The sequence below is a fragment of the Microcoleus vaginatus PCC 9802 genome (assembly GCA_022701275.1).
Lineage (GTDB): Bacteria > Cyanobacteriota > Cyanobacteriia > Cyanobacteriales > Microcoleaceae > Microcoleus > Microcoleus vaginatus_A.
Map to the genome: position 1 here is coordinate 4392331 of CP031740.1, position 17016 is coordinate 4409346.

The window sequence follows — 17016 nt, forward strand, 5'->3', positions numbered from 1 at the left end:
GGTAACACCGGAATTGATATAAACGGAGGACACGGCAGTGCCGTTTCCCTACCCCAATTAATAGGGAAATAGCACTTCCGTGTCCTCATGGTTCCAGTCCGCACGCGCCTACCACTGTGGGGTAATATTAATTCCGATGCTACCGAATTTGATATTACATCCGTTACATCCCAAGAAAGCGAAGCCGTTGCGGAACTTCTTCACCCTTCTGAAAGCAATTTTAAGTATTGCCGAATTAAGCCAATCGTAACAGCGGGAATTTCTAACTGCGGAGTCAAACCTACGTTTTCCAGAGGTTGAAAAACTTTGATTGCTTCGGGGTTGAGGTTTGCCAACCGCTGGCCGATATCGGGCCCGGTAAACTGCGATTTTTCTCCCCAAATAATCGCTGTCGGCGTTGTTAGCTGAGTGATGTACAGCGACAAATCAAAGCACAAATCTCCCCGCACAAAAGACAGGGCGGCATATTCTGCATTTGGTTCCAAAGCAGATGCGAGGTAAGCATCAACAATTTCTTGGTAAACGCGGCGGGAATCGGCAAATTGGCGCTGTTCTAGGAAGCTACGGATGCCGCCGTCGGTGGCGATGCCGGTACTGTAGAGCAATTTGTCTAAAATCGGCGTACCCACTAGCTTAGCGAAGAAACTGGTGCCGTAATCTTGTCCGAAGTCCGACAAACCGCTGGGTATGGTCAAAATCAGGGATTTAAAGAGATCCGGCCGTGCGATCGCAGCTCGAATCGCGATCGCCCCTGTTAGCGAAGAAGCAATCACATCTGTCGGACTGCCGCAAGTTTTTTCTAGAAATTCAATCAGAATTGTGATATAATCTTCTACCTGATAATCTCTTGCCGGATGTTCCGATCGCCCCCAACCGATTAAATCAGGTGCTAAAATTCGATATTCTGCCGCAAAAGCCGGATAAACTTTCGACCATTCGTAGGCACTCGACCCGCCACCAAAACCGTGAAAAAATACTAAGTTTGGTTGATTTTCCGAAGTTGAGGTCGGCAACCCCATCCAAGGCATTTTTTCAGCAGTGTAGTAAACCATTCTGCCGAGAGAAGTAACTATTGATCGCTGACCGAAGCCGAGGGGCACAAGCATAAATTAACCTCAATCGCTGTTATATTTTAGATTCTTTTGAGCCGCCCCGTCTTTGTTTAAAAAACTTGCAAAGCTGGTGGCGTTTTTGTAAAGATTGAGTAATGATTTAAATCTATTTTAGTACAGGTGAAGCGTGAAACTACAGACAGCAAGTAAGTTTTGCGATTTGGGCAATTCCCCTGTGTAGTTATCCTTAGCCTTGCAAACTACCGCCGATCGGAGATAATAGCAAAATGATGGGTAAGACCCCTCAACAAAATAGAGTCTGTTCGCCAAGCCGGAAAGCAGACGCTCGGAAAGCAGGAGTATTAGGACTCGCTTTCAGGCAGGAGGCAGGTTGGCCGACGCTCGCCAATCACAAATCATTAATCACGATATTTTGCGGAGCAGTGGCTTTTGAGGTCGAAAGTCTTTGTTGGAGGGCGGGCGATGGGGTTTCGATTCCTAATTGCAGGTTTGGCAATCACGGGCCTCGCCGTTATCAATTCCAAAACACAAGAAACAACTAATCTCAGGGAGGTCTACTAAAAATGCAACTGCTCAGGAAACGGGATCGCGAGGGTTTTATGGTTGATGCGAAAAGTCTTCAATCTGACGGGTTTGCAGAATTTGACACAGCCTGTAGAAGCATGGATTTAAACGGCAAAAAGTCTTTTGTCGCCACTCCAGAACGCTCAGGCCCAGGGGCAGAGGTGCGATCGCGCGCCACAGTACCTGCGATCGTCCGCGTAGCTTTAGAAGACTTGAAATGCTTTGAAGTAGTAGAACATCAGTTTGCACATTGGGGGGTGACTTTTAGCAATGCCGTCGCCATCCAACCTTCAAACCCAGCCTTTTTCACGGGTTCTGCGGCAACAGTGTTAATGGGGGCCCCCAAAAGCGGACTGATAGAAGTAACTTTTAAGTATCCAGTTCGCTGGGTGTCAGGACTCGTCACCAGTTCGCGACGAACTGTTTTATCTGCTTGTGACATTGACGGCAACGCAATTGTTCAGGATGAAATGCCGGCGCCCAATTTGGTCGGGTCTAATTCTCCGATCGCCCCTAGGGCTCCCCTGCGCGTAAAAGCTCCGAATATTCATCGAATTACTTTTTACGCTTTTGACGGTCAGCTAGTAGTCGATGACTTGATTTTTGGATTTTAGAGCAAAGCCATAAGTAGCGTCCCAAGTCTGCAAACCTTCGAGAAGGGCATTGCGGACTAAAGCTTCTGGTTCCCGACTCAGCATCAGGCGAAAGCACTCGGCAGCGCGGGAACGGGCGATCGAACTTTTGACAGAGCTCACAGGGCCAAACCCACCCTGATTCACCAAATCGGTCATTTGCCGCACTGCAATTAAACGCTTCACGGGGTCAGCATCAGTCAAATCCGCCAAGATGCGATCGAGCGCCACTTCATCTTTTGCGGCCCCCAGACTCAACCCTTGCCGCAGCAACAGCCCTGCAATCGCAATCATGCCCACATTCTGCAAAATCAGGTTCAAAGCCATCCAGTGGCTCTCTGAGTCAGCCCAAATCGCGAAACTCATGTAAGCGCCCAAGGTAGCCATGGCACCGGTACCCACGGCTAAAACGAACCGACGGTTCGGGCCCTCCCAAAATTGCTCGCCTTTTGCTCGCAGCAATTGCCAGTCCCACGACTGCCCTCGGTAAACCAGCATCATCGCTGCTATCCCCAGGCCTGTGGAAAACAGTAACTCACTGTTCCACCACCCCCAGACTGCTGCCAGGGTGACAACTGCCAGCCAACCTTTTGAGCGAGTCAAACTCTCTAGCAGCCACTTGAGAAACGCAGTAGAATACACAGGCGATCGGGCCCACTCGCTTTTGCCATCTGCCCTCCGGCGCATTGTTTCGGCAGTCCGGCCTGTGGCTGTTGGGGTTCCCGGCGGGCGATCGTCCGAACTAAATTGCCTCAAAGCTTGGCCCTGAGTCATTTCTACAGACAGGTCGCTCAAGGGGAGATTACCGAGTTCCAAAGTGCGATCGGACACTTTCACAGGCGATCTATTCAGCTTGGTGGTAGTTTTTTTAACTTGATTCATACTGACTTTTTTGTAAAATAACTTAAAGTTATCCAGGCGTTTTTAGCACTGATTTAGATTCTCGGTAAACAAGAGTCTAAGACTCTATGATACCGGAAATTTAAACCCGTGGCGAGTACCGCAACGGCGCCGAATTCCGAGAAATCATTACCAAAAATAGAGCTATGGAAGATTTTTGAGAAAAGCACCACAGGGTAACAGCAAATATTTTTGCATCACTCTTGAGACAGAAGGTTGATCGGAGTTAACCTGATGGCAGCAAAAAAACTAATTTTTTTAATTTCAGTCAGAAAATAGGTCAATTTTGAGTGCTTGAATTCGTCCGCCAAGAAATGCACGCCAAGAAATGCACGACGAAAATTTAGCCTTTTGCCCGCAGATCCGGGCTCTGGCTGCTACCCCGGTGTCAGATGAGGCTGGGTTCAGCTCGACCGCTAGCGGGACGAACCGCAGCCTCTGGGCGGGCCGAGAATCCAGACAGTATTGGTTGATAATTAATAGCAGAAGCCTTCTTAAACTGCTAAGATTTTTGAATTAATGGGAGTTGAGTTAATTCAACCGGGTTCTGGTAAAAAGGAGTCCCTGATGCTCATGGGCAGGGGTTAAATGGCGGGAGCATCTCAAGTCGGATAAATTAACCGTCATTATTGTAGAGGCGCCTTTACGCCCGATCGGCAAGATCGACCAGATATCGGGGTAAAACAGCCCCGCCACCTGCATATTATGGTCCCTCAACCCGACTAGATAGCAGGAAGGCCCTCATCCGGGTTCAAGCCCGTAAAGCAGTAAGGCAAGCAACCGACCGCGCGATCGTGTTTGGCAAGTGCGGAGGCTGGAAAAACAGCGGCTTTTGACCAAACTCATACAGAACTGCGGCCCCAAAGTGTGTCTGGGGAGGTTAGTCTAGTAGAGAGAGGAGAAGAATAGTTACGATCGAGACTTGATTAGTCAACCTTGTAATTTATTGCTCAGTTGTCAAGCCCAACAGTTTTGCATTCTGTGGCAAGCGAGACTCTTACCACTTCCAACAAGTGGGGAACTCGACCGTCAAAGAACTTGGGTTTGATGGTAAAGCCCTTAGTAATATATAAACACCTTACCGATAACTCGCCGGAACAATCTTGCAAGAAAACCCATGTCTAGTATGCAAAACCAATTCACGGTTCACTTCTGGGGCGTTAGAGGTAGCATAGCGTCTCCCGGGGCAGAAACAGTACGTTACGGGGGCAACACGCCCTGTGTAGAAATGCGAGTGGGTGACAGTCGCCTAATTTTTGATGGTGGTACTGGATTGCGGGTTTTGGGACAAACTCTCCTTTCCCAGATGCCCGTAAAAGCTCATATGTTTTTTACTCACTCTCACTGGGATCACATTCAAGGATTCCCATTTTTTGTCCCAGCTTTTATTCCGGGCAATTGTTTTCACATCTATGGGGCTATTGCTCCTAATAAGGCTACTATCCAGCAGCGGCTCCACGACCAGATGCTGCACCCCAATTTTCCGGTGCCCCTGCAAATTATGGGTGCAGACCTGAAATTTAACGATATAGAAGTGGGCCAACCGCTGGAAATCGGAGATATTAAGGTGGAAACTGCTTTGTTGAACCATCCCGGGGAAGCTATAGGCTACCGCGTAAACTGGCGGGGCTATTCGGCTGCTTACGTAACTGATACCGAACATTTTCCCGATCGTTTAGACGAAAATGTGGTGTCTTTGGCTCAGGATGCTGAGGTGCTGATCTACGACGCTACTTATACCGATGAGGAGTATTATGCGGAGAAGAGCAGCAAGGTCGGCTGGGGACATTCGACTTGGCAGGAAGCGGTGAAGGTGGCAAAGGCTGCTAATGTCAAAAAGTTGGTGATTTTTCACCACGATCCGCTGCACAATGACGAGTTTTTAGACAGGGTGGGAGAACAAGTGGCTCAAAGGTTCCCGAATAGTTTGATGGCGCGGGAAGGTTTGTCGTTACAATTGCTGCCTCCTGATAACGATTTGTCTGAAGCGTCGGTGCAAGCGCCTCAAGTGTCTGTCTGAGGGATTTGAGCTTGTCAGATGGTTCTGAAATCTCGATCTGTGAAATCTGAAATTTAAGCGAGGGCTGACCTCACTCAAAGACGGATACCGTGCCACGTACTCCTGTCGTGGAAAACCAAAAAGTTTAGACCAAAGTTCAAGCTTCCAGATTTATCTGTGGAGTCAATTCTAAAATCTAAAATCTAAAATCTAAGATCGACTGGCGATCGCAATCTGGCTAAGTATGTCAAAATTTTAAGCGTGTGGGTAACTTCTTCTTGTACCGCTGCTCTGACTCCAACTTCTGTTGCCTTGGGAAACTTTGATGGTTTGCACCTAGGGCATCGACAAGTCGTGCAGCCAATTTTAAATCGATCGCCTGAGCAAAATTCTGCGACGATTCTTGCGTCGGGGCCAAACTTGCGCTCCAACGCTGGCAGAGATGAAAATTTGGAAAGCGAACCTCCGGCGACCTGCTACAACGACTCAGCAGCACCGCCCGATCGAGCTGGCAGCAGCCATAATTTCGAGGATTTGATAGGCCCTAGGGCCGACGGCAACAGCTTCTCTGGTCGCGATTCTGATGGGGTCGATCGGCTTTACGGCACTGTGGTGACATTCGATCCCCACCCGCAAGAATTTTTTACGGGTCAACAGAAAAAACTGCTGACGCCTCTGGCAGAAAAGGTAGAATTGCTCGAAGCAATGGGCGTCGAGCAACTTGTGCTGCTGCCGTTCGATCGAGAATTGGCGGCCTTGACTGCTTCTGAGTTTGTCGAGGAAATTTTGGTGCGACAACTAAAAGCGAGTCGAATTAGTGTGGGGGTTGATTTTCGGTTTGGACGGGGACGCGCTGGAACGGCTGTGGATTTACAGTTGATCGCGTCGGGTTACGGTATTGATGTTGCTCTTGTACCCCTCCACAATTGCGGTGAGGGCGATCGGATCAGCAGTTCTGCAATCCGCGAAGGTCTGGCATCCGGCGACCTCACAAGAGCGAATCAGTTGCTGGGGCGACCTTACAGTTTAGTCGGGACTGTGGTTGGCGGACAGCGGCTGGGTAGGACGATCGGATTTCCTACGGCTAATATCGAACTGCCGCCGGAAAAATTTTTGCCACGTTTTGGCGTGTACGCGGTGCGAGTCTCGGTGAAGCATGGAGGGGAAAAGATGAAAGATGGAAGTTCTTCCTATCAGCAGGAAAATCCCAAATCTCTAATTCCCGGTCCAGCATCAAATTTATCTTTTGTCAATGGGGTGATGAATGTTGGCTGTCGCCCGACGGTAGAGGGCCTGCAACCCACTGTGGAAGTTCACCTGTTAGATTGGTCTGGGGATTTGTACGGCCAAACCTTGAGCGCGAGTTTGGTAGAGTTTTTGCGACCCGAACAAAAATTCGCTTCTCTGGATGCTCTCAAAACTCAAATTCAGGCAGATTGCGATATTGCTAGAAGCGTATTAACTGCTAAAGTCTAATAATTATGTGATCTAGAACGGGCGATCGGTTTTAAAAATGGTGCAAGATGAGTCAGACTAAATTCTAGTTGTACAAATCCGCAGTCCGCAAGGCAAAGACTCAAGATTTTGGCAATTTGATGTTTGATTCACAATTAGCAATTAGCAATTAGCAATCAGGGATATGAGACAACATATTGAACGGCTCAAACAAAATCTAGGCAAAACTATGGTCGGCAAAGCGGATGCTATTCGCTTGGTGCTGGTAGCCGTGCTTTCGGGGGGGCACGCGCTGCTGGAAGACGTGCCCGGTGTGGGAAAAACGCTGCTGGCGAAGTCTTTGGCGCGATCGATCGATGGGAAGTTTCAGCGGATTCAGTGTACTCCCGATTTGTTGCCGACGGATATCACCGGTACTAATATTTGGAATCCGCGCAGCGGAGAGTTTGAGTTTTTGCCCGGGCCAGTTTTTGCTAATGTTTTGCTTGCCGATGAAATCAATCGGGCGACGCCGCGAACTCAGTCAGCTTTGCTGGAAGTGATGGAAGAAAAGCAGGTGACAGTAGATGGAGTTTCTCGGAATGTTCCGACGCCGTTTTTTGTGATTGCGACTCAGAACCCGATCGAATATCAAGGCACTTTTCCGCTACCGGAAGCGCAGATGGATCGGTTTACTTTGTCTTTGACTTTGGGCTATCCTGCTGCGGTGGAAGAGTTGCAAATGTTGGAACGGCTTTCTGATAGTTTTGCAGTGGAAGATTTGCAGCCTTGTATTTCTTTGGAACAGGTGCAGGAATTGCGGCGTTTGTGCGCTGCTGTGAAGGTGGAAGGCTCTTTGAAACAGTATATGGTAGATTTGGTGCGATCGACGCGGGAAGATGAGGAGATTACTCTGGGGGTGAGTCCCCGGGGTGCGGTGGCTTTGCACCGGGCGTCGCAGGCTTTGGCATTTATGGAGGGCCGGGATTTTGCTACTGATGATGATGTTAAGTATGTGGCGCCGCACGTACTATCTCACCGTTTGATTCCGGCGGGGGGAAAGAGGGCTAAGGCAATTGTTGACAAGTTGTTGCGCTCTGTTCCTATTCCTTAAAAAGTTTGTAAGTAGGTCGTTCTAATTAAATAAACAGGCAAGATGCCTGTTCCACAAAGAATGGATTTTATTATGGGATAGGCATCATGTCCGCCCTTGTTATATCAAATCCGGTGGCATCGGAATTAATATTACCCACAGTCAGGAAACGGCACTGCCGTTTCCCTACCATTAATAGGGCGAGAGTTACATCCGAGGGGGGCTAATGATTATTTTGGGGTAGGGGAACAGCATTGCCTTACTACTTTTTTAATCACGGCTTAATAGCACTCTCAAACAGCGCGACTAATTTTTTGGCCTCTAAATCAACATTGTGTTGTTGAGCAACTCTCTCGGCTCCTGTTTTCCCCATTTGTTCTAGCTTTTCTAACGGTGCCTCCAATACCGCGCGCATCGCTACCGCTAATGCTTCTGCGGAACCGGGAGGAACTAACCAACCGCAAACACCGGGTTCTACGAGCTCGGGGATGCCAGCAACATAAGTGCTAATTACGGGCCGATTGAGAGCGAGGGCTTCCATAATTACAACGGGCAAACCTTCAGCAAAACTAGGCAATACCATTGCCCGTGAAGCTAAAATCTCTTGCTGAACTCGATCGCCACTGGCCCAGCCGGTAATTTCTATATGATTTTGCAGGCCGAGTTGCAGAATCTGCTGTTCAATATCCGATCGCAGCGGCCCGTCTCCTACCAGTACCAACTTAAACTCTAAGCCTTGAACTGCTAGCAAGTTAGCAGCTTCTAGCAATAACAAATGACCTTTTTGTTCGCTGAGCCGGCCAATGCAAGCTAAGCGGGGTGCTGCGGGTATGGGGACGTAGGGTGCAGCTAAAAATGCAGCATCTACGCCGCAGTGTATGACGTGAATTTTTGACCAAAAAGTGCGATCGCACCACCGAAAAAGCTGACTTTTACCGAAGGAACTAACTGCGGCTACAAAGGTCGAGCGCTTAATTTTTTCGTCTAAGGAAAGAAGTGTGGCTTTATCAAATTCTTCAGGGCCGTGAACGGTGAAACTGTAAGTGGGGCCGCCAAGCACGCGGCACAGCATTGCGACTGTTGTGGAATTTGTCCCGAAGTGAGCGTGAACGTGTGCTGTACCCGATTCTGCAAACCAATTTAAAAGAATGCAAGCTTCTGCTAAATAAGCTAGATGCAGCAAAATCCCCCGTTCCGAGTGCCAGCCAACTTTGAACATTAACCGCACAGCTTCGATGAATCGAATGGGTCTAGTTGCGGCAACGCGCAGCAAACCCCACGCTAACCCCTGTACACCAACTCCTAAGATTACTTTAGTCAATTCTTGCTCTAGTTTGTCGGCCCCATCAACGAGTTCAGACTCGCAGGATCGGATGGAATAACGTGCGACTTTCATGCCGCAATTTTCAACGGCTAGCACTTCTCTGCGGACAAAGCTGTGGCTGACTTTGGGATATTGGTTGACTAAATAAGCGATGTTCATGAAGGGGAGAAAATTTTATGGTAAAGCTTAGATTAGTTTAGCCTTTAGCTGCAGTACGTGGGCAACAAATTTAGCTGATTGGTTGAGCTTATTTGAGCAGGGGCGGAGGGCGATCACTTTTGGTGGGAGGGGGAAAGTGACAGCGGGGCGATGGCTATTCCGGCGAGAGGAAATCAATCCACACATTTTACATTTTTAATACAATAGTTACGACAGTTTTTAGGTAGTAGTCACAAACCCTTGATTTTCACGCAGGCAGCTTGATCGCCGAATCGTTATGAAAGCTTTATTTTACGGTTGGTCATCAAAAACTGTCTGAAGTCTTTCATATGCCAACCACTCCCAATCCGGTTTAACAGCCCCCAGTTTGCCTCAATAATTGGTAATTATTCAACCTCCAATTCCATCTAATTTCCTATTGCCACCTAAATTTTCCCGAAAATCACCAGCCCGAAAAATAATCGCCCAAATCCCCAAACAACCAGCAACTCTCTCAACTCTCACAACTCCCCCAACTCTCGCCACCAACGATTTTTCTGAGGCGACTTGCTCTGCATCTATCCAAGATGACAACAAATAAGGTAAAGTAAACGGCACAAGAGTCTAGAACTCTCCAACAACCGCAACTCGGCAAACCCGCCCCTGACCAGCAAAACTGGCAGATACAGGCGGCATTAACCGCTAACCGTCAACCCCTAACAACCAAGAAAAATGCAAACCTACTATTACGTTTTAGCCAGCCAACGCTTTTTGCTAGAAGAAGAAGCCCTAGATGAAGTGTTTAAAGAAAGAACTCGGAACTACAACGAACAAGAAAAACAAATAGACTTCTGGTTGGTCAAACAGCCTGCTTTCCTAGAAGCACCGACAATGGCAGAAGTTAAAGCAAAATGCCCTCAGCCAGCCGCTGCTATTATTTCTACCGATCCTGTCTTCATTACCTGGTTGAAACTGCGATTAGAATATGTACTGACAGGGGAATTTAAAGCACCATCAGAAACTATTCCCGATGCCCTCGCATCCCTACAGCCAGCATGAAAAAATTAGCCCAATCTTCGACAAAAAAACTAACAACAATTAGGGGTAAATTGTACAAATATATTTTGTATCTCCCCCTATTTTCTGCTACCTCGATCGCCCTTTTGGTATTGACAATTTTATCGAGTTCTGTTAAAGCTCAATCGAGCTGCCAACCGCCTCAGCCCGATGAATATCTACTGTTAATTGTCACCAGAACACCCGAACAGCAAGAAAGAGCAAAACGCTCTTTCCCTGGAAATACTAACAACACAGTTTGTCGGTACATCAATGACACGGTGACGCGAGTTGGTGGCTTTCGCGACTCGCAAATCGCCAGCGATTGGGTTAAATACATCGAAGATGTTGTCGGATTACAAACTTACGTAGTACGATCGCCCGCAGCGGCACTACCCCAAAATTTGCCAGTCTACAACCCTCAGCCAGCACCAGGTTCTGAACCCATCACCAATCCTTCAACCGGCAATCTTGCCTTCAATCCCCAACCCCTGGGCCCTGGTTATGCAGTGTTAGTAGATTACTTCAACCAACCGGAATTAGCCGCCCAAGTCAGGCAAGCATTAGGCACGCAAGTAGGCTTAGCTTCCTACGGCCAGCGTCCCTTTTTATTCGTCGCTTATACAACGGATCAAAACGCCGCTACTGCTGCTGTAAAAACATTGAGCGATCGAGGTTTTTGGCCGATGTTAGTAGACAGCCGCCGAGTTACCGTAATTGCTCCCGCTGTTCGCTAAAAGATAAGCTACTCCCACGATCGTTTGGATCGTGAAATCGCTACTACACTTGCCTCTCGTCCTAGCAGAGGGGGACTAATAACAATTATTGTTGTTGTTGTTGGGATTCTAGCGGGCTGCTTCCTAGCTGACTTTCTGCCCGCTTTTTTGCTTCCATTGCGGCTCGGTAATCTGGTTTGTAGCGAATTGCTTTGTCATAGGAGGCGATCGCATCTTCGTATCTTTTTATCGCCACAAGTGCATTGCCGCGACTATACCAGGCTTCCGAGTAGTCTTGCTTGACATAAACGGCTTCGTTGTAAGAGGCGATCGCATCTTCATACCGTTTCAAATTGTACTGGGCATTGCCTCTATTGTACCACGCTTGATCTTCTTTGGGGTTTAAGTCTAAGGCTCTGTTGTAACACTCAATTGCTTGTTCGTACTTGCGTAATTCGTGATATGACCAACCTAAATTGTACCACGCTTGATAATAATCCGGTTTTAATTTAACAGCTTTTTCGTAAGCTTCTACCGCTTCTTCATGCCTCCGCATTTTCAGCAAAGCGATGCCTTTACTGTACCAGGATTGATAAAATTTTGGCTGAAACCGCACGGCTTTTTCGTAGGCTTCAAAAGCTTCTTGATTTTTGTTCACTTCTAGGAAAACATTGCCTAAATTGTACCAAGCTTCATAATTGTCGAATTTGATTTCAACTGCTTTTTGATAGGATTCGACGGCTCGATCGTACTGTTTTAATTTTTGGTAAGCTTGTCCGCGATTGTACCAAGCACGGTACAAGTTAGACTGAAATTCTACGGCTTTTTCGTAGGAAGCGATCGCTTCTTCGTACCGCTGCGAATCTAATAGAACATCGCCTCTGCCTTCCCACGCTGTGGCATAGTCGGGTTGGATTTTCAAAGCGTTATCAAAAGATGCGATCGCCTCTTGAGACTGTTGCAACTTATCCAAAGCATAACCCCGTCCCGTCCAAGCTTCTAAGTATTCCGGCTTTAATTCTATGGCTTTATCATAAGCTGACTGCGATTCATGGTATTTTTTCAATTTATATAAAGTTTTGGCTTTTTCCTGCCAAACTTCCGCGTAGTCTGGTCTGAGAGTTATTGCTCGCTCGTAAGCTGCTAGAGCTTCTTCAAATCGACTTAAATTGTAAAGAGTATTGCCTCGGTTGTACAGGTCAGTTGCATTGGCAGAATTAAAAGTATTTACACCATAAATAGAGGCTATAATACTGATGCCAATTAAACTGGCGATCGACAATATTTTTAAATACAGTTTTTTTCGGGATTTTACAGGCCCCTTCGCAGCACCAACCGGAGGCAATACAGGAACTGTACCGCTGAAAGAATTTTTCAATTCTTTAATAGCTTGCAGCGTTTCCCCGGCACTAGAATAACGTTGCCGAAAATCGTACTTTACCATCTTATCTAAAATCTTCGCAAATTCAGGACTGACTGATGTTTTGTCCTGCCATATAATTTCCTCTGTATCGGGGTTTTTTGGCATTTGGTGAGGATTTATGCCAGTGAGGAACTGAATTGCGATCGCACCGACGGCATAGATATCGCTGCTGAGTTTCGGGTTGCCGTGAGCTTGTTCGCTGGGCATATAACCGGGAGTACCGATGCTGACACTCAAGCTATTTCTGGGCTGAGGAGTGGTGATTTGAGTAGTAATTTCTTTGACTGCGCCGAAGTCAATTAAAACTAATTTTCCGTCTCTATCTCTGCGGAGGATATTGCGGGGATTGACATCGCGGTGAATCACATTTTGCTGGTGTACAAAGTCTAAAATTTCGAGAAGTTCCTGCAATATACAAATGACTTGCTCTTCCTGCATGACTCCCGCATTTCCAGGGGAAGCGGGCGTAATTTCTTGACCTAAATCGTGGCCTTCTATAAATTCTTGAACTAGATAAAACTCTTGATTTTCTTCAAAGTAAGCAAAAAGCCGGGGAATGCGATCGTGATTTCCCAACTTGTACAAAACTTGTGCTTCGGTATCGAATAAACGTCTTGCTACCTTTAGAGTTTCCGGATCGGTTGCGTGAGGTTTAAGCTGCTTGACGACGCAGAGGTGATTGCCTGGTAGCTGCTTATCTTCAGCTAAATAAGTTTGAGCAAATCCGCCGCCTCCCAAGTGACGGATAATACTGTAGCGATTGCCGAGTGTTATTCCAAGCATGAAATTCACCTAATATTTCCTAGTCGTTTGGAGAATTAGCTTCCAACCAAGCTGTCACATCTTCCGCATTTTAAAATTCTAACATGGCCTCTCTAAATTTTTTAATTGCTCGCACCACAACTGGGGAGTTTTAATTTTAATAAAATCTATTTTAGGGTGAAATCCATTGTGCAGTTATTCAATCATTAATTTAGTTCCATCAGTTTTTGCTGTATTGTACAAAGCTAGCTTGTCTAATGTCGGCCGATTTATAACTTGAATTTCAATAATTACAACAGACGTGTCGTTGTTGAGTTTTGCGATCGCCTTTAAGTAGCTATCTTTGGTTTTGATGTAAGGTGCGCGGTGCGAACTTTACTGTGACAGTCTGTTTGCTTTCTTTCTTGTTCCCTCCCCTTAGTAAGGGGAGGGTTAGGGTGGGGTTCTAGATTTTTGCTGGCATGGGGATGCTCCCACTCTAACTTAACTTTGAACCGATTTCAAAATTTCATCATCGACTGAAAAATCTATCTCAGCTTTGTCCCGTCCCGAAACTACATAATCATTCTGAAAAGAATCTTTCAGTCCAGAAAGTAAGTCAAATTCTGGCTGCCAGTTAAGATCGGTGACAGCTTTATTAACTGAAGCAAAAAAGTGCTGCAATCGCATCGGAAAAGCTTTCTTTTTGCCGAAGTCAAATTGTTTCGGATCGTAGTGTACAATCTTAATAGCATCAGGGGATTTGCCTGCAGCTTGAATGCAGGCGCGAGCTAAACCGTCAAAGGTGACAAATCGATCGCCCGAAACGTTGTAAATTTGCCCGATCGCCCTAGAGTTGCCCAAAACCGCCGCCATTGCTTTAGCCAAATCCTGACAGTGCCCCAACTGCGTGAAGTGCATTCCGTTACCGGGAATCGGAATCGGTCGATCGCGCGCAATGCGATCGAAAAACCAAGCCTCTAAATCGTTATAATTTTGGGGGCCGTAAATGTAAGTCGGGCGAATCGAAGTCCAAGGCAAACCCGATGCGGCCAAGTAATTTTCGGTTTCGCATTTACCCAAATGCCGGCTTTTAGGATCGGTAGCGTCCCCTTCGATATGAGGCATTTGATCCGACTTCAAATAAACCCCCGCAGAGCTCATGTAAACAAAGTGCTGTACCCGCCCTTTAAATATTTCAGCTAAAGGCTTGGTATCGCTGAGTTCGCGGCCGTTGTTGTCAAAAACAGCGTCAAACTCGACCGTCGATAACTTTTCTTGCAGTTGTTCGACATTTGTGCGATCGCCCTGAATCTGTTTTACGCCCGCAACCGGTACAGGCTTGTTGCCCCGGTTAAACAACACCACTTCATGCCCTTGTGCTGCTAAAATCTTAGTAAGATAAACCCCGATAAACCGAGTACCGCCCATCATTAAAATTCGCATTATTTTCGATGCTCCTTACAGTTAGTGTAAATATCTTACAATAAAGTTATGCCTTACGGAGCAACCGTTTTTTTAACAAAACACATATTAACAGCGAGCAGCCCTGGTACAAAAAACCGGAACAATTGAGTTTTTATGTGCAAGTCCTGAAAGTCAATTTTGTGCTTTACTAAAGTGCGATCGCTCCCAATAAACATATAGCAATCCCTAAGACGATTCACACTTTCTCACTTGCTAAAACCCTAGCTTTTCTTCCTTCTTCCTTCTGTTTATCCGATCGCAAAGCTGAAGGGTCTTCTTCCTTCTTCCTTCTTCCTTCTTCCTTCCGCTATACTTTCAATTTCCCTAAAATCGCCCTATGCAAGTTCCTCGGCTGCATCCAGAAACAATTGAAGAAGTTAAACAAAGAGCCGACATAGTAGATGTCATTTCCGGCCGCGTCGTGTTGCGAAAACGCGGCAAAGAATTTGTAGGTTTGTGTCCTTTTCACGATGAAAAATCTCCCAGCTTTACAGTCAGTCCCGGCAAACAAATGTATTATTGTTTCGGGTGCGGCGCAGGCGGCAATGCTTTTAAGTTCCTCATGGAATTGGAGAAACGCCCTTTCAGCGAAGTAGTATTAGAATTAGCTAAAAATTATCAAGTTCCCATCAAAACTGTCGAACCGGAACACCGACAAGAATTGCAGCGGCAAATTTCTCTGCGCGAACAACTCTATGAAATCTCAGCACTAACAGCCAACTTTTACGAACACGCTTTGCGGCAAACCCAAGGAGAAGAACCCTTAGCATATCTCAAATCAGAGCGCCAGCTCAGCGAAGAAACTATCCAACAATTTCAATTAGGTTATGCACCCCAAGGTTGGGAAGCACTTTACAGTTATTTAGTAGAACAGAAAAACTATCCGGCGCAATTAGTCGAACAAGCTGGATTAATTGTACCCCGAAAAAATGGCGGCAGCGGTTATTACGATCGCTTCCGCAATCGCATTATGATTCCCATTCGCGACACCCAAGGCAGAGTCATCGGTTTCGGCGGCAGAGCTCTCGGCGACGAACAGCCGAAATACCTCAATTCTCCCGAAACAGAACTGTTCGACAAAGGCAAAACTTTATTCGCCTTAGATACTGCGAAAACAGCCATTAGCAAAGCCGATCGCGCAGTGGTGGTAGAAGGGTACTTTGATGCGATCGCACTTCACGCCGCCGGCATCTCCAACGCCGTCGCTTCCCTCGGCACAGCGTTAAGTTTAAACCAAGTGCGGCAGTTATTGCGGTACACTGACTCCAAACAAATTATCCTCAACTTCGACGCCGACAAAGCAGGAACTCAAGCAGCAGAACGCGCAATTGGAGAAATAGAAAAACTCGCTTATCAAGGAGAAGTGCAACTGCGGGTGCTCAACATTCCTGACGGCAAAGATGCCGACGAATATCTCAAAACCTACTCCCCAGAACAATATCGAGAATTGCTGGAAAATGCTCCCTTGTGGCTAGACTGGCAATTGCAACAAATGCTCGTCAATCAAGATTTGAAGCAAGCCGATACTTCCCAGCAAGTCACCAAAAAAATAATTAATTTATTAACCAATATCACTGACGATAATCAGCTAGCACATTACCTGCAAAAGTGCGCCGAAATTCTAAGTAAAGGAGATTTTAGACTCACCAAAATGATCGCTGAAAACTTGCTCAATCAAGTAGTCAGCGATTGGGCAAAGCGGCAAAGTCAAGACGAATCTTTAACAATGCCCCTGTTAATTAGAAACAAGCTGAAGCCGAACAAACAATATAAAAAGCAGCGTGCAAGCGGCGAAAACAAAAACTCAAAATCCAGCTTATCTGCCGTAGCCCGCAGTCTTTTAGAAGAAGCAGAAGCGCAATTATTGCAGATTTATTTGCACTGTCCCGAATATCGCCAAGATGTCAGAGAAGCAATAGAAGCTAGAGACGTGCAGTTTAGCCTTTCCCACCACAGATTTTTGTGGCACCAGATTGTGAATGCAGAAATATTGCACAAAATGTCTTTACAAGTAGCGCCTTCAGAGTTAATATTGAAATTGCAAGATAGCTTCATTGAATATCCGAATCAACTAAATCAAATCTCGCATTTATTTCACTTAAATGAGTTCTCAGAAAGAAACGTTTATCGCGCACCTCTAGTCATTAGATCTGCCCTCGCCTGTATCGAGCAAATTATCAGCATGAAGCGCCGCCGAATTGCACTCAATATGTGGGAAAAAGCCAAGGCAGCTAGCAGTGGCGAAGAGGCTATAGAATATCACCAACTATTTTGTGCCGAACAAGAATGGCTCAAGGAATTAGAGCGACTGCGTCAAGTTAATTTTTACGATTTAACATCCGTGCCTTGGGGCTAATACCCTTTTAGATTTTAGGTTTTAGATTGGGGATGACTCGTTCGATATAGGTTGGAAGCTTGCCTGCGGTTACATTTTTTTAACTGATATAAGTAATAAA

At 46.5% G+C, this 17016-nt stretch carries 16 protein-coding genes; 10 read left to right on the forward strand and 6 right to left on the reverse strand.

What is annotated here, in order from left to right; genetic code table 11:
* Positions 1-200: 200 nt before the first annotated feature.
* Positions 201-1106: an alpha/beta hydrolase gene (locus D0A34_17860; GenBank protein ID UNU20495.1), complete on the reverse strand. Its 906-nt coding sequence runs from the start codon at positions 1104-1106 to the stop codon at positions 201-203.
* Positions 1107-1342: 236 nt separating this feature from the next.
* On the opposite strand from D0A34_17860, the gene D0A34_17865 reads away from it, so the two are divergent.
* Positions 1343-1615, forward strand: a complete 273-nt coding sequence (locus tag D0A34_17865; protein ID UNU20496.1) for a hypothetical protein — start codon at positions 1343-1345, stop codon at positions 1613-1615.
* 21 nt (positions 1616-1636) lie between these two features.
* The gene (locus D0A34_17870) at positions 1637-2251 is read left to right on the forward strand and encodes a hypothetical protein (GenBank protein ID UNU20497.1); all 615 of its coding nucleotides are present in this window, start codon (positions 1637-1639) and stop codon (positions 2249-2251) included.
* Here the strand turns inward: D0A34_17870 and D0A34_17875 are convergent.
* Entirely contained in the window at positions 2219-2500 is a 282-nt protein-coding gene (locus D0A34_17875; protein ID UNU20498.1) for a hypothetical protein, read from the reverse strand. The two genes, D0A34_17870 and D0A34_17875, sit on opposite strands and share 33 nt — an antisense overlap.
* Here D0A34_17875 and D0A34_17880 point away from each other — a divergent pair.
* The 5 genes from D0A34_17880 to D0A34_17900 all read left to right on the forward strand — a co-directional run bounded on the left by D0A34_17880 (position 2465) and on the right by D0A34_17900 (position 7716).
* Complete coding sequence (locus D0A34_17880; GenBank protein ID UNU20499.1) at positions 2465-2611, forward strand: hypothetical protein; 147 nt, start codon at positions 2465-2467, stop codon at positions 2609-2611. The two genes, D0A34_17875 and D0A34_17880, sit on opposite strands and share 36 nt — an antisense overlap.
* 178 nt (positions 2612-2789) lie before the next feature.
* Positions 2790-3038, forward strand: a complete 249-nt coding sequence (locus D0A34_17885) for a hypothetical protein (protein ID UNU20500.1) — start codon at positions 2790-2792, stop codon at positions 3036-3038.
* Between the two features lie 1248 nt (positions 3039-4286).
* On the forward strand, positions 4287-5189 hold the full coding sequence (locus D0A34_17890; GenBank protein ID UNU20501.1) for an MBL fold metallo-hydrolase: 903 nt from the start codon (positions 4287-4289) through the stop codon (positions 5187-5189).
* A 240-nt stretch (positions 5190-5429) separates the two neighbouring features.
* Entirely contained in the window at positions 5430-6644 is a 1215-nt protein-coding gene (locus D0A34_17895; protein UNU20502.1) for a bifunctional riboflavin kinase/FAD synthetase, read from the forward strand.
* A 163-nt stretch (positions 6645-6807) separates the two neighbouring features.
* Positions 6808-7716, forward strand: a complete 909-nt coding sequence (locus tag D0A34_17900) for a MoxR family ATPase (protein ID UNU20503.1) — start codon at positions 6808-6810, stop codon at positions 7714-7716.
* A gap of 253 nt (positions 7717-7969) precedes the next feature.
* On the opposite strand, the gene D0A34_17905 is transcribed toward D0A34_17900, so the two are convergent.
* Together D0A34_17905 and D0A34_17910 are read right to left on the reverse strand one after the other, a co-directional pair.
* Entirely contained in the window at positions 7970-9178 is a 1209-nt protein-coding gene (locus D0A34_17905) for a colanic acid biosynthesis glycosyltransferase WcaL (protein UNU20504.1), read from the reverse strand.
* 390 nt (positions 9179-9568) lie between these two features.
* On the reverse strand, positions 9569-9775 hold the full coding sequence (locus D0A34_17910; protein UNU20505.1) for a hypothetical protein: 207 nt from the start codon (positions 9773-9775) through the stop codon (positions 9569-9571).
* Positions 9776-9889: 114 nt separating this feature from the next.
* Between D0A34_17910 and D0A34_17915 the strand changes: the two genes are divergently transcribed.
* Both D0A34_17915 and D0A34_17920 read left to right on the forward strand, forming a co-directional pair.
* Entirely contained in the window at positions 9890-10216 is a 327-nt protein-coding gene (locus D0A34_17915; GenBank protein ID UNU20506.1) for a DUF2488 family protein, read from the forward strand.
* 38 nt (positions 10217-10254) lie between these two features.
* Positions 10255-10950 carry a hypothetical protein gene (locus D0A34_17920; GenBank protein UNU22353.1) on the forward strand — a complete coding sequence of 232 codons (696 nt, stop codon included), beginning with the start codon at positions 10255-10257 and terminating at the stop codon, positions 10948-10950.
* A gap of 85 nt (positions 10951-11035) precedes the next feature.
* Here D0A34_17920 and D0A34_17925 read toward each other — a convergent pair whose 3' ends face one another.
* Together D0A34_17925 and D0A34_17930 are read right to left on the reverse strand one after the other, a co-directional pair.
* Positions 11036-13135, reverse strand: coding sequence for a tetratricopeptide repeat protein (locus D0A34_17925; protein UNU20507.1), 2100 nt, complete (start codon positions 13133-13135; stop codon positions 11036-11038).
* Between the two features lie 462 nt (positions 13136-13597).
* A complete protein-coding gene (locus D0A34_17930) occupies positions 13598-14539 on the reverse strand; it encodes an NAD-dependent epimerase/dehydratase family protein (GenBank protein UNU20508.1) in 942 nt (313 codons plus the stop codon).
* Between the two features lie 358 nt (positions 14540-14897).
* On the opposite strand from D0A34_17930, the gene D0A34_17935 reads away from it, so the two are divergent.
* Positions 14898-16916 (forward strand): DNA primase, encoded by a 2019-nt coding sequence (locus D0A34_17935; protein UNU20509.1) that lies wholly within the window; start codon positions 14898-14900, stop codon positions 16914-16916.
* Positions 16917-17016 lie beyond the last annotated feature (100 nt).

Bases quoted from the DNA above. Each gene is read 5' to 3' on its own strand.
- D0A34_17860 (UNU20495.1), bottom strand. From the start codon at position 1,106: ATGCTTGTGCCCCTCGGCTTCGGTCAGCGATCAATAGTTACTTCTCTC.
- D0A34_17870 (UNU20497.1), top strand. From the start codon at position 1,637: ATGCAACTGCTCAGGAAACGGGATCGCGAGGGTTTTATGGTTGATGCG.
- D0A34_17890 (UNU20501.1), top strand. From the start codon at position 4,287: ATGTCTAGTATGCAAAACCAATTCACGGTTCACTTCTGGGGCGTTAGA.
- D0A34_17930 (UNU20508.1), bottom strand. From the start codon at position 14,539: ATGCGAATTTTAATGATGGGCGGTACTCGGTTTATCGGGGTTTATCTT.
- D0A34_17935 (UNU20509.1), top strand. From the start codon at position 14,898: ATGCAAGTTCCTCGGCTGCATCCAGAAACAATTGAAGAAGTTAAACAA.
- D0A34_17905 (UNU20504.1), bottom strand. From the start codon at position 9,178: ATGAACATCGCTTATTTAGTCAACCAATATCCCAAAGTCAGCCACAGC.
- D0A34_17865 (UNU20496.1), top strand. From the start codon at position 1,343: ATGGGTAAGACCCCTCAACAAAATAGAGTCTGTTCGCCAAGCCGGAAA.
- D0A34_17915 (UNU20506.1), top strand. From the start codon at position 9,890: ATGCAAACCTACTATTACGTTTTAGCCAGCCAACGCTTTTTGCTAGAA.
- D0A34_17900 (UNU20503.1), top strand. From the start codon at position 6,808: ATGAGACAACATATTGAACGGCTCAAACAAAATCTAGGCAAAACTATG.
- D0A34_17925 (UNU20507.1), bottom strand. From the start codon at position 13,135: ATGCTTGGAATAACACTCGGCAATCGCTACAGTATTATCCGTCACTTG.